At 66.5% G+C, this 11,691-nt stretch carries 10 protein-coding genes and 2 rRNA genes; 5 read left to right on the top strand and 7 right to left on the bottom strand.

Annotated elements, in window-relative coordinates:
* Positions 1 to 598 (bottom strand): 23S ribosomal RNA (locus tag ACSG06_RS10895); the annotation flags it as partial.
* A 351-nt stretch (positions 599 to 949) separates the two neighbouring features.
* Positions 950 to 2,421 (bottom strand): 16S ribosomal RNA (locus ACSG06_RS10890).
* Between the two features lie 474 nt (positions 2,422 to 2,895).
* Here ACSG06_RS10890 and ACSG06_RS10885 point away from each other — a divergent pair.
* Positions 2,896 to 4,074: a S8 family peptidase gene (locus ACSG06_RS10885; RefSeq protein ID WP_440990278.1), complete on the top strand. Its 1,179-nt coding sequence runs from the start codon at positions 2,896 to 2,898 to the stop codon at positions 4,072 to 4,074.
* 174 nt (positions 4,075 to 4,248) lie between these two features.
* The gene (locus tag ACSG06_RS10880; RefSeq protein WP_440990277.1) at positions 4,249 to 5,439 is read left to right on the top strand and encodes a S8 family serine peptidase; all 1,191 of its coding nucleotides are present in this window, start codon (positions 4,249 to 4,251) and stop codon (positions 5,437 to 5,439) included.
* A 48-nt stretch (positions 5,440 to 5,487) separates the two neighbouring features.
* Here ACSG06_RS10880 and ACSG06_RS10875 read toward each other — a convergent pair whose 3' ends face one another.
* The 4 genes from ACSG06_RS10875 to ACSG06_RS10860 form a co-directional block, all read right to left on the bottom strand.
* Positions 5,488 to 6,024, bottom strand: a complete 537-nt coding sequence (locus ACSG06_RS10875) for a GNAT family N-acetyltransferase (protein ID WP_440990276.1) — start codon at positions 6,022 to 6,024, stop codon at positions 5,488 to 5,490.
* Between the two features lie 55 nt (positions 6,025 to 6,079).
* Positions 6,080 to 7,024: an NAD-dependent epimerase/dehydratase family protein gene (locus ACSG06_RS10870; protein WP_440990275.1), complete on the bottom strand. Its 945-nt coding sequence runs from the start codon at positions 7,022 to 7,024 to the stop codon at positions 6,080 to 6,082.
* Positions 7,025 to 7,091: 67 nt separating this feature from the next.
* Positions 7,092 to 7,985 carry an SDR family NAD(P)-dependent oxidoreductase gene (locus ACSG06_RS10865; protein ID WP_440990274.1) on the bottom strand — a complete coding sequence of 298 codons (894 nt, stop codon included), beginning with the start codon at positions 7,983 to 7,985 and terminating at the stop codon, positions 7,092 to 7,094.
* A 103-nt stretch (positions 7,986 to 8,088) separates the two neighbouring features.
* On the bottom strand, positions 8,089 to 8,301 hold the full coding sequence (locus ACSG06_RS10860; RefSeq protein ID WP_440990273.1) for a dodecin family protein: 213 nt from the start codon (positions 8,299 to 8,301) through the stop codon (positions 8,089 to 8,091).
* A gap of 132 nt (positions 8,302 to 8,433) precedes the next feature.
* Between ACSG06_RS10860 and ACSG06_RS10855 the strand changes: the two genes are divergently transcribed.
* From ACSG06_RS10855 to ACSG06_RS10845, 3 genes are all read left to right on the top strand, one after another.
* Positions 8,434 to 9,030, top strand: coding sequence for a tRNA (cytidine(56)-2'-O)-methyltransferase (locus ACSG06_RS10855; RefSeq protein ID WP_440990272.1), 597 nt, complete (start codon positions 8,434 to 8,436; stop codon positions 9,028 to 9,030).
* A 170-nt stretch (positions 9,031 to 9,200) separates the two neighbouring features.
* Positions 9,201 to 10,535, top strand: coding sequence for a hypothetical protein (locus ACSG06_RS10850; protein ID WP_440990271.1), 1,335 nt, complete (start codon positions 9,201 to 9,203; stop codon positions 10,533 to 10,535).
* Positions 10,536 to 10,593: 58 nt separating this feature from the next.
* On the top strand, positions 10,594 to 10,881 hold the full coding sequence (locus ACSG06_RS10845; protein WP_440990270.1) for a cupin domain-containing protein: 288 nt from the start codon (positions 10,594 to 10,596) through the stop codon (positions 10,879 to 10,881).
* 126 nt (positions 10,882 to 11,007) lie between these two features.
* On the opposite strand, the gene ACSG06_RS10840 is transcribed toward ACSG06_RS10845, so the two are convergent.
* Positions 11,008 to 11,577, bottom strand: a complete 570-nt coding sequence (locus ACSG06_RS10840; protein ID WP_440990269.1) for a DUF7998 family protein — start codon at positions 11,575 to 11,577, stop codon at positions 11,008 to 11,010.
* Positions 11,578 to 11,691 lie beyond the last annotated feature (114 nt).

The following is an 11,691-nucleotide window of genomic DNA, read 5'->3' as shown; positions in this document are numbered from 1 at the left end:
TTCCTACTGGAGACTCGCGTCTCGGTCGTTTTCTGTGGGGCCTTGTATGCCCCGTCGCTCTATCGCCACCTGGGTTCAAGCCCTATTGCACCTCCCGTTGTGGGGTGCTTTTCAGCGTTCGCTCACGCTACTTGTTCGCTATCGGTCTCAAGGAGTACTGAGTCTTCGCGGTCGATGCCCGCGTTGTTCCCGAGGGATATCCAACCCTCGGTACTCTGGAACTGACGCACGCTGTACTAGTTTCTGTTACGGGATTGTCACCCTGTGTCATCCTCCGTTCCAGGAGAGTTCACAGAAGGGTTCGAGCGATGAGAGTCAGTCCGAACACCACATTGCCCGTGAGGGCTTCGGTTTGGACTGGATCGCGTTCACTCGCGGTTACTGACGATGTCGCGTATTGCTTTTTGTTCCTGCCGGTACTGAGATGTTTCAATTCCCGGCGTTCCCCATTGCGCGAAGCAATTGCGGTGGGGATTCCCATTAGGAGATCTCCAGTTCGATGCCTCCGTGCGGCTTGCTGGAGCTTTTCGCAGCTTGGCACGTCCTTCGTCGGCTCTTGAGCCGAGCTATCCATCAGGTGGCAGAGTAGCCACGTTGTATATGGGACGTTCACTGTGACCCGGAATGGTCCAGTGGACGCCTGGATTGCGCGTACACACGGTGTCATGACGTTGCCCAGGAGTGTAAGCTGGGCTACGTTCGACCCTTCCCACCCGCGCTTGCACGGGGTGGTGCATCGGTTCGTTGTTCGGATTAAGTCGTATCGGTCTCCCACACTTAAGGGGAGCGATTCGAACCCAATCCGAACGACACTGACCTCGCGGGAGTCGAACCCGTCTCGCCTCTCGACGATCCGACATGAGGTCTGTGAGCCTTGGTGGTTCTGAAGCGCCCGGTCGGGCGGAATCGAACACGAGATGGGCCGGACGTATCGTCCGGTCCCGGTCTGTGGAGGTGATCCAGCCGCAGATTCCCCTACGGCTACCTTGTTACGACTTAAGCCCCCTTGCGAAGCCCAGATTCGACCCATCTCTGGGCCTCATCCGGACCTCACTCGGGTGCTTTGACGGGCGGTGTGTGCAAGGAGCAGGGACGTATTCACCGCCTCCTTCTGAGAGGCGATTACTACCGAATCCAGCTTCATGTGGGCGAGTTTCAGCCCACAATCCGAACTACGACCGAGTTTCGGAGATTAGCGCCCCCTCTCGGGGTTGCATCCCACTGTCTCGGCCATTGTAGCCCGCGTGTAGCCCAGCTCATTCGGGGCATACTGACCTACCGTTGCCCGTTCCTTCCTCCAGTTTAGCACTGGCAGTCTCCCTAATGTACCCATCAGGCCAATGGCCCATGCTGGCAATTAGGGATGCGGGTCTCGCTCGTTGCCTGACTTAACAGGACGCCTCACGGTACGAGCTGACGGCGGCCATGCACCTCCTCTCAGTAGCTCAAGTAAGCTCATCACACTGACTGTCACTGCATACTGTCGGAGCTGGTGAGATGTCCGGCGTTGAGTCCAATTAAACCGCAGGCTCCTCCGGTTGTAGTGCTCCCCCGCCAATTCCTTTAAGTTTCATCCTTGCGGACGTACTTCCCAGGCGGCCAGTTTATCGCCTTCGCTGCGGCACGGCACGAGCTCGTAGCCCGCGCCACACCTAACTGGCATCGTTTACAGCTGGGACTACCCGGGTATCTAATCCGGTTCGTGACCCCAGCTTTCGTCCCTCACTGTCGGATCCGATCTTCCGAGGTGCTTTCGCCATCGGTGGTCCGTCCAGGATTACGGGATTTCACTCCTACCCCAGACGTACCCCTCGGACCGCTCGGTCCCAAGCCGCACAGTTTCTGCCGGACGCCTGCTCGTTAGGCGAGCAGATTTCCCAACAGACTTGCACGGCCAGCTACGGACGCTTTAGGCCCAATAAAATCGGTCATCACTCGAACTGCCGGTGTTACCGCGGCGGCTGGCACCGGTCTTGCCCAGTTCTTGTTCCTGAACCACCCTACGGTTCAGAAAAGCGAGGGCTCTATGCCCTCGCACTCGGGATTCCCTTATCGCACTGTCGTGCAGTGTAAAGTTTTCGCGCCTGCTGCGCCCCGTAGGGCCCGGAATCTTGTCTCAGATTCCGTCTCTAGGCTCTTGCTCTCACAACCTATACCGATTATTGGCACGGTGGGCCGTTACCCCACCGTCTACCTAATCGGCCGCAGCCACATCCTATGGCGCCGTAGCGTTTCTGACTCAACCCAGTTCCAGGGAGAGAGTCGTATGGACTATTAGCCTCAGTTTCCCGAGGTTATGGTCCTCCATAGGGTAGTTTGGCCACGTGTTACTGAGCTATCTGCCACGAGTATGAACTCGTGCGACTAGCATGGCTAAATCGAATCCCGATAGCAATGACCTCCGGCAGGATCAACCGGAATGTCCCGTGCGAAGCACGGGGGTGGCGGAAATTGCTGTCGTGGTGTCTCGTGGTCGACGACGTCCGACCGGATGTCGCCGAACCACCAAGGCTCGTATCAGATTCCATCGTGTACGGCGGACCGCAGGGGTGGAATCCTCATGGCTCGAAGTCGCACCGACTCCGGTACGACCCTGACGCCGCCGGGGTGCGCCCGGCGCGTCCTTCGCATTAGTTACGAGTGGAGGGTGAATATAAAAGGCCTACGAATCGATCGCCGCCTGCCACGGTATCTCATCGCCCGCAGGCGGCGATTCGAGGGATATTTCAGGCTGCGTTGGTGGGCGCCAGCGAAGGGCCGTCCTCGTGTCCGTGAGGACCGCGTCGCTCGTCGACGTGGAGCCGTGAACCGAGCCGTAGCCGGTGTCTAGAGGGTGGGACGGCGCGAGAACGAACCTCACGATTTAATAGCTGAAAGTAATCACCAGTTACTGCAATGTTTGGTAATAGCCAACAGCGCACACGGCGGAGCGTGCTGAAAGCGACCGGTGGCGTCCTCGCGATGAGCGGGGTCGCCGGTGTCAGCGCGGGAGCACCGGGCGAACAGCTGGAGCTGAACGTCGGGTTCCGCGAGCGACGTGGCCAGCAGGCAGCCGCGAACGTGGCCGACGAGGTCGTCCGGGAGTTCGGTTTCGACGCGATGACCATCAGGGCCACGCGACAGGCCGCCAGCGGCCTCGCGAACGACCCGAACGTCAGATACGTCGAGGAGAACGGCGAGATGGAGGCGCTCGCCCAGTCCGAACCGTGGGGCATCGACCGCGTGGACGCGGAGGTGGCCCACGCCAACGGCGAGACCGGCAGTGGCGCCGACATCGCCATCATCGATACCGGTATCGACTCCGACCATCCGGATCTCCAGGCGAACCTCGGTTCGGGCCACGCCGTCGCGACCTGCGGGGGCGGCGGCTTCATCTGCTGGTTCACCGGGAACGGCAACGAGTGCTACGAGGACTGGGACGACGACAACGACCACGGTACCCACTGCGCGGGCATCGCCGACGCGGCGAACAACAGCCAGGACGTCGTCGGCGTCTCGACGCAGGCCACCCTGCACGCCGTCAAGGTGCTCGACTGCCAGGGTTCGGGTTCGTACTCGGACATCGCGGCGGGCATCGAGTACGTCGCGGACCAGGGCTGGGACGTCGGCAGCATGAGCCTCGGTGGCTCCGCGTCGAGTGTCGTCGAGGACGCCTGCCAGTACGCGGTGAACAACGGTGTCCTCCTCGTCGCTGCGGCCGGGAACTCCGGCTCCTGTACGGACTGTGTCGGCTACCCCGCTGCCTACGACACCGTGATGGCGGTCTCCTCGACGAACCAGAACGACGAGCTGTCGAGCTTCTCCAGCCAGGGCCCCGAGGTCGAGATCGCGGCACCAGGCTCGGACATCACCTCGACCGTCCCGGGTGGCACCGACACCTTCTCCGGGACGTCGATGGCCTGCCCGCACGTCGCGGGAGCGGGCGGGCAGCTGGTCGCGAACGGACAGAGCGCCTCGAACGCCCGGAGCACGCTGGGTTCGACGGCGGAGGACATCGGGCTGTCGGCGAACGAGTCCGGCAATGGACTCCTCGACGTTGCAGCTGCACTGAACCTCGATTCGTCTGATAATTGAACGCGCATCGTCCGTCAGGGATGGAGAGCGTCGGGAGACGCCGTCCACCCTCATCTCGTCGGAACGGTAATTCATCCTAGCAGACGCGAAAGCAGGCTTTATTTCATTAGATATTCTGTCTGGATATCTTGGAACATTAAATTTAAGTAGGTTTGGTAATCACCGATGGTTGGGATGTCTGACAACACCCACCACACGAAGCGACGAACGATGTTGAAAGCGACCGGCGGCGCACTGGCCGTCGGCGGTCTCGCCGGGCTCGGCGGCGCCGAATCGACCGACGTCGTCGAGATAAACGTCGGATTCACCGGTGATTCGGGTCGCGGTGCGGCGTTAGCGGCGGCAGACGACGTGGTACGGGAGTTCGCGTTCGACGCGGTCACGATCCGGGCCGCCCCGCAGGCGGCACGGGCGCTCGAGAACAACCCGAACGTCCGGTACGTCGAGGAGAACGGCACGATGTACGCCCTCGCACAGACACAGCCGTGGGGCGTCGACCGCGTGGACGCGGAGGTGGCCCACGCCAACGGCGAGACGGGCAGCGGCGCCGACATCGCCATCATCGACACCGGTATCGACTCCGACCACCCCGATCTACAGGCGAACGTCGGCACGGGCAGGGCGTTCGTGAGCTGTGAGACGAAGGGTGGCTGCCGCTTCGGCGCCAAGCCCGCGAACAACACCTGCTACAACAGCTGGGACGACGACAACGACCACGGCACCCACTGCGCCGGCATCGCCGACGCGGTCAACAACACCGAGGGCGTCGTCGGCGTCTCGACGCAGGCCACCCTGCACGCCGTCAAGGTGCTGGACAAGTGCGGCTCCGGTTCGTTCTCCGACATCGCGGCCGGTGTCGAGTACGTCGCGGACCAGGGCTGGGACGTCGGCAGCATGAGCCTCGGCGGCTCCTCCGGCTCCCAGACGCTCCGCGACGCCTGCCAGTACGCGGTGGACAACGGCGTCTTCCTCGTGGCGGCCGCCGGCAACAGCGGTCCCTGTACGGACTGTGTCGGCTACCCGGCGTCCTACGACACCGTGATGGCAGTCTCCTCGACCGCCTCGGACGACTCGCTCAGCGACTTCTCCAGCCAGGGCCCCGAGGTCGACATCGCCGCACCCGGCACGGACATCTACTCCTCGGTCGCCGACAACGGCGGCTACGCCACCTTCTCCGGCACGTCGATGGCCTGCCCGCACGTCGCCGGCGCGGCCGGCCAGCTGATGGCGAACGGTGCGACCAACACCGAAGCCCGGAGCACGCTCGCCTCCTCCGCGGAGGACATCGGGCTCGGCAGCAACGAGTCCGGCGCCGGCCTCCTCGACGCCGCAGCTGCACTCGGCCTCGACTCCTCCGACAACTGAACGCCTTCGTCCCCGTCGCCCGCCGCCCACCCCCTGCGCACGGCCCGGTCAGCCGTCGGCTCGCCACTCGCGTTCGAGCAGGCCGTATCGGAGCACGTCGTGGTACTCGCCGTTCGCGAACCGCTCCTCGCGGTGGGTGCCCTCGAGCGTGAACCCGAGCGATTCGAGGAGCCCCTGGGACGGCTCGTTGAACGAGAACGCCTTCGCGCCGATCTTGTGCAGCCCGAGCTGGTCGAAGCCGTAGTCGAACAGGAGCGTGCAGGCCTCGGTCGCGTAGCCGTTGCCCTGCGCCTCGGGCACGATGTGGACTCCAGCGTCGGCCACGTCGGCGGGGCGCCGGACCCGCTTCAGCGTGACCAGTCCGATGTACTCGCCGTCGAGACAGACGGTCAGCGCGTGCGTGTCGTCGCGACGGAGCCACTCCAGGAACTCCTCGGTGTCGTGTTCGTCGAACGGTTCCGCCGGGCCACCGGAGCGGACGCGGATCTCCGGGTCGTTCCGGGCCCACTGGAGGTGGTCGGCGTCCTCGTCTTCGAGCGTTCTGAGTTCGACGCGGTCGCCACGGAGGAACGTCTCGCCGGGCATGGCGGGGAGTCTCCCGGGTGGCAGAAATAGACGGCGGTCGGTGGTGGTTCGCCGGTCAGTCCGCGCGTTCTTCGCGCAGTTCGCCGACGAGCTGGCGGGTCGCCTCGCGCACGCAGTCGTCGCTGGACCGGGGCGGCTCCCACCCGAGCGCGGAGAGCTTCTCGATGGAGAGGCGCATCTTCGGCACGTCGCCGGTCCAGCCGCGGTCGCCGCCGGTGAACTCGTAGTCGGGGTCGAGCCCCATCTCGTCGGCGACGATGTCCGCGATGGTCGTGACCGAGGTGGTCGTCCTGGTCCCCAGGTTGTAGATGTTGAAGTCGGCGTCGGCGTGCTCGACGACGTGGCACATCGCGTCGACGCAGTCCTCGACGTGGAGGTAGGACTTCTCCTGGCGACCGTCGCCGAGGATGGTCAGCGTCTCCGGGTCGTCGAGCAGCTTCTCGATGAAGTCGGGGACGACGTTGCCGCGCTGGTGCGGGCCGACGATGTTGGCGAACCGGTACACCCAGATCTGCATCCCGTAGGAGTGTGCGTACGTCGACAGCAGGCCCTCGTCGGCGAGCTTCGAGGAGCCGTAGATGCTGATGGGTTCGAGCGGCGCGTAGTCCTCGGGCGTCGGCATCGGTGCCTCGCCGTACACGGTCGAGGAGGAGGTGAACGCCAGCTTCTCGACGCCGACCTCGTCCATGCGTTCGAGGACGTTGTAGGTCATCTCGGTGTTCTCCTCGAACAGCCGCCGGTCGTCGTCGTAGTTCGTGTCCGTGTACGCCGCGAAGTGGAACACCACATCCACGTCTTCGGTGATGACGTCGGCGACGTCGTCGGGGTCGGTCACGTCGCGCTGTCGGAACTCCGCCCCCTCGGGAACCCGCTCGCGGGAGCCCTTCGAGAGGTCGTCGACGGCGACGACGTGGTTGTCGTCACAGAGCTCGGCGGCGAGGTGCGAGCCGACCAGCCCGGCCGCGCCCGTGATGACGACGTGCCTGTCGGTGAGGTCCATGCGGGAGGAATCGACCGACCCGGCTAAGTGCGTTCTGATGTCCGTCGCCGCCTCGCGTTCCTCCAGCCTACCCGTCGAGGAGGTCCTCGCTCAGCTCCCACAGCCGTCGCGCCAGCTCGTCGTCCTGTGCAGTCGGCGACGGCATGGTCGGCGCGCAGTCGCTGAAGTACGCGCCCGACTCGTCGTAGTCGCCGGCGGCGAGGAACACGCTGGTCGCGGCGGCCGAGCGCGAACTGTCCGCGACACGTTCGAGGAGCGGGGCGGGGAGCGCCGAGAGCAGCCCGACGCCGGCCCGGACCGGGAGCGAGGCGTCACGCCAGAGCCCGCTGCCGGGGACGAGCCCGGGGTGACAGGCGTTCGCGAGCAGGTCCGGTTGGCGTCGGGCAAGCTCGCGGGTGAACAGGACGTTCGCGAACTTCGACCGGGCGTACGCCTGCAGCCCGTCGTAGCCGTCGACCGATGTCACCGCCTCGCGGGTGAGGTCGCTCGCGTCGGCGCGCGGGTGGACCCCGCTCGCCACCGTCACGACCCGCGCGTCGGCCGCGAACGTTCCGGCGTCCGAGAACGCCCGCGTCAGCGCGAACGGTGCGAGGTGGTTCACGCGGAACGTCAGCTCCACACCGTCTGCGAGCGTCGGCTCGTCGACGTACGTCCCGGCGTTGTTCACGAGGACGTCGAGTTCGTCGGTGTGCTCGGCGACGGCGTCGGCGAGGCCGCGGGGCGACTCCGTGTTCGCGAAGTCCGCCCGGAAGAACACGGACCCTGCACCGAGGTCGTCGAGCTCCGTCGCGACCGCACGCCCGGCCTCGCGGTTCCGCCCATGCACGAACACGCGTGCGCCCAGGCGTGCGAGAGCGAGCGCCGTCTCCCGCCCGACACCGCTGGTCGCGCCGGTCACGAGCACGGTCCGTCCGGAGAGGTCGACGTCCTCGACGCCGGCGATGGCTTCCGGTCTGGTCATGCAGACCGTTGGAGCGGGCGCGAGAAAAGCGTGGGTGTGTGTGGGGCGTGGTTGTGTCTCCGCCCTCCGGCTCTTCGCACGTGGACTCCTCGACGTGTAGGACTCAGGGTTCGTCGTGTATCACCGGGAACGCGACCTCGACCGTCGTCTTGTACTCGGTTATCTGTCCGTCCTCGACGTTCGCCGTCCAGTCCTCCACCTCGATGCCGTGGATGTCGTGGATGCTCTCCTGTGCCTGTGCGACCGCCTCGTGCGCCGCGTCCTCCCAGGACTCGGTCGACGTGCCGAGTACTTTGATTATCTTGACTGCCGTCATGGCACCGAAACGACGGGCCGTGGCGTCGTTGTTACAGACGGGTTATCCGCTCCCGCTCGCTGCATGGCCGGGTAATACCGCCGTACCGTCGAAAGCGAAACCCCCTAACGAGCGACCGACGTAGCCGGTGGTATGCAGGGAGAACCCGAAGTGGCCGTCCTCCGCCTGGCCCACCGGCCGGGCCGGGACGACCGGATGACGACCCACGTCGGCCTCACCGCCCGCGCGCTCGGCGCGGACCGCGTCATCTACCCCGACAACGCCGACCAGTCCCGCCAGACCGTCGCGGACATCACCGGCCGGTTCGGGGGCCCGTTCGAGGTCGAACTCACCGACTCGCCCGCCGCGACCGTCCGGCACTGGGACGGCGTCGTCGTCCACCTGACGATGTACGGGGAGCGCGTGCAGGACGTCGAGGGCGAGATACGCGAGGCCCGGGCGGACGCCCCGCTGCTCGTCGTCGTCGGCTCCGAGAAGGTCCCCTTCGACGTGTACGAACACGCCGACTACAACGTCGCCGTGACGAACCAGCCCCACTCGGAGGTCGCCGGCCTCGCCGTCTTCCTGGACCGGCTGTTCGAGGGCCGCGAGCTCGACCGGGAGTGGGCGGACGCGGACCGACGCGTCGTGCCGAAGGAGACGGGCAAGCGGGTCGTCCCGGTCGAAGACGGAGACGGTTCGCCGACCGTCGAGGGCGACGCGGACGCGACGGACGAGGCGTCCGACTGACGTCCTGCCGACCGGGCGCGAACGTGTTCGCCGGAGGATACTCCCCCGGACGGAACCACTGTCCAACTGCCCGTCATGGGTGAGCCACCGCTGGCTCGACCTTCTCTCTTCCCCCTTTCCCGAACACGTTCGTGGAACGACCCACGGAGCGAGGCCGCCAAGCATCGGCCATGAGCGCGATTCCGGCCGACATCGACACGGACAGCCAGCCACCGATGGCGGTCCCGCTCCGGCACTTCGTCGTCGGCTTCGGCCTCCTCGTCGCTGCGGCCGGGCTGCGGGTCGGCATCGCGGTCGATGCCGCCGGCGTCTCGGCTCCGACCCCGGGTCTCGCCCCGCTCGCCCACGTCCACCTGCTGCTCGTCGGCTGGGTCTGTCTCACCATCGCGGGCGCGATGACCCAGTTCGTCCCGGTCTGGTCGGGCGTGCGTCTCCACTCCCGGCGGCTCGCCACGGCACAGCTCTGGCTGCTCACCCTCGGTGTCACCGGGCTGGTCGGCACGCTGCTCGCCGGTCGCCTCGCGCTGCTGCCCATCGCCGGTGGGGTGCTCCTGCTGGGGTTCTGGACGTTCGCCTACAACCTCGGACGGACGCTGCTCGCGGCCCGCCCGCTCGACGTGACCGAGCGGCACTTCTGTCTCGCACTCGGGTTCTTCGTCGTCGTCACCATCCTCGGGGTCGTCCTCGCACTCGATCTCACCCGGGCGCTGCTCGGAACCGGGACGGTCCCCCGGACCCAGGTCGTCGCAGCCCACGCGACCCTCGCCGTCTTCGGTGCGGTGCTCACGACGGTGTTCGGGGCGCTCTACCAGCTCGCGACCATGTTCACCCAGACGGAGCTCGACCGGGGCGACGACGCGCTGGCCACGGTCGAGACAGCGGCGTACCCAGCCGGCGTCCTCGCGCTCGCGGCCGGACGGCTCGTCGCGAACGGGGTCCTCGCCCGCGCTGGCGCACTGCTCGTCGTCGCCGGCGTGGCGGCCGTCGGCATCGTCCTCGCACGCCGACTCCTCGCCGCACGCGTCCCGAGGACGCCGATGCTCACCCGTTACGCGGTCGCCGCCGCCGGGATGGGCTGTTGGGCCGTGGCGACCACGCCGGTCTGGCTCCGTGACCCGCTCGCGTTCGACGTCCGCTTCGGTGCGAGCTTCGAACTGCTCGCGCTGTTCGTCGTCGGTTTCGTCGTGCTCGGGACGCTCTACCACGTCGTCCCGTTCGTCGTCTGGATCAACCGTTACGCCGACCGTCTCGGCTACGAGCCCGTGCCGATGATCGACGACCTGTACGACGAACGGGTCGCGATGGCCGATCTCGTCGCGACCGTCGCCGGGGCGGGCTGTCTCGTGGCCGCCGACGCGGGGCTCAGCCCCACGTGGGTCCCGGTCGCGGGCGCCGGGCTGTTCCTCCTCGGTGCCCTGCTGTTCAGCGCGAACCTGCTCCACGTCGTCAGCGTCCACGGTGGCGGCATCGTCACCACGCTCGTCGACGCGACCCCCGGCGAGTGACCGGACCGAAGATGTTCGGCCGAAGCGGGATTGGGCCGGGACGAGAAGCTCGAGACACATGTCCGACATCGTCTCCGTCCCCGAGCTGACCGACGCCCCACACGCGACCGTCTTCGAGGCCGACCCGAAGGTCGTCCGCCTCGCACTCGACGCCGACCAGCGGCTCCCCGCACACCGACACCCCGGCGAGACGGTGCTGTTCCACGTCCTCGGCGGTCAGGTCGACCTCTCACTCGGCGAGGAGGTGCTCGAACTCGGCCCCGGCGACCTCGCACGGTTCGACGGCGACGTCGATATCTCTCCGCACGCACGCGAGGAGAGCACTGTCCTCGTGACGTTCGTCTGACCGCAGCGGACCCAGGGTTCTTGTCCCATCCCGCGGCCAGGGCCGGCGTGACCTGAGAACGGTCCGACGGCGGGCAGCGGGTGTGCGCCACGTCGCCGTCGGCGGAGCGAGTGGCGCCTGCTCGCCTCAGAACGGGAGGTCTGACGACCGATCGGTCCCGCCGCTTGCGGTCGAGAGCCCCTCGCCGACCCCTGACGGCTCCGGAACCGTCCCGGTCTCCTCGAACGTGTTCTCCAGCTCGACCACCGCGTCGTTGATGACGCCGCTCTCGTTGTGCATCGGCGCGACCCGGACACGGACGAGGTCGAACGCGTGGCGACCGGCCAGTCCGTTCCAGGCCCGGAACGAGCCGACGACGAGCGACCGGCTCTGCGGACAGAACGGCGTGGTGGGGGTGAACTCGGCCCGCAGCACACGCCGGTCCTCCGCCGATTCGACCGCGTAGCGGTAGCCGGCATCCGGGTGGCGCTGGTCCCGGTTCAGCCGTGCGAGGTTGTAGCCGAACGTGGCGTCGTAGACGCCGCGCTCCTCGAACAGCGCCGCTGCCGTCTCGTGGACCGAACAGTGCTCCGTTCCCTGCAGGACGTCGTGATCGGTCAGGAACGCCCCAGGCTCGGGGAGATGCTCGGCGACGAACGTCCCAGCCTCGTCGAACGTCGCGTCACCGCTGCCGAACGGTGATGTGAACCCGTTCATGGGTGGAGGTTCGGTCTCTCGGCCCCAACCACTGTTCCCGAACGTGTTCGTCCGCGTGCCGGGGTCCCGGGGGCCGTCGGAAGGACTTCCGACCCGTGGACAGGGAGGGTCGTG

It is taken from the genome of Haloarchaeobius baliensis, assembly GCF_052060055.1.
GTDB lineage: Archaea > Halobacteriota > Halobacteria > Halobacteriales > Natrialbaceae > Haloarchaeobius > Haloarchaeobius baliensis.
Note: the sequence above shows the minus strand (reverse complement) of the source record. Positions and strands in the feature narration are given on the sequence as shown.

Coding starts and splice junctions, on each gene's coding strand:
- ACSG06_RS10885 (WP_440990278.1), top strand. CDS start 2,896: ATGTTTGGTAATAGCCAACAGCGCACACGGCGGAGCGTGCTGAAAGCG.
- ACSG06_RS10875 (WP_440990276.1), bottom strand. CDS start 6,024: ATGCCCGGCGAGACGTTCCTCCGTGGCGACCGCGTCGAACTCAGAACG.
- ACSG06_RS10845 (WP_440990270.1), top strand. CDS start 10,594: ATGTCCGACATCGTCTCCGTCCCCGAGCTGACCGACGCCCCACACGCG.
- ACSG06_RS10870 (WP_440990275.1), bottom strand. CDS start 7,024: ATGGACCTCACCGACAGGCACGTCGTCATCACGGGCGCGGCCGGGCTG.
- ACSG06_RS10860 (WP_440990273.1), bottom strand. CDS start 8,301: ATGACGGCAGTCAAGATAATCAAAGTACTCGGCACGTCGACCGAGTCC.
- ACSG06_RS10850 (WP_440990271.1), top strand. CDS start 9,201: ATGAGCGCGATTCCGGCCGACATCGACACGGACAGCCAGCCACCGATG.
- ACSG06_RS10880 (WP_440990277.1), top strand. CDS start 4,249: ATGTCTGACAACACCCACCACACGAAGCGACGAACGATGTTGAAAGCG.
- ACSG06_RS10865 (WP_440990274.1), bottom strand. CDS start 7,985: ATGACCAGACCGGAAGCCATCGCCGGCGTCGAGGACGTCGACCTCTCC.
- ACSG06_RS10840 (WP_440990269.1), bottom strand. CDS start 11,577: ATGAACGGGTTCACATCACCGTTCGGCAGCGGTGACGCGACGTTCGAC.
- ACSG06_RS10855 (WP_440990272.1), top strand. CDS start 8,434: ATGCAGGGAGAACCCGAAGTGGCCGTCCTCCGCCTGGCCCACCGGCCG.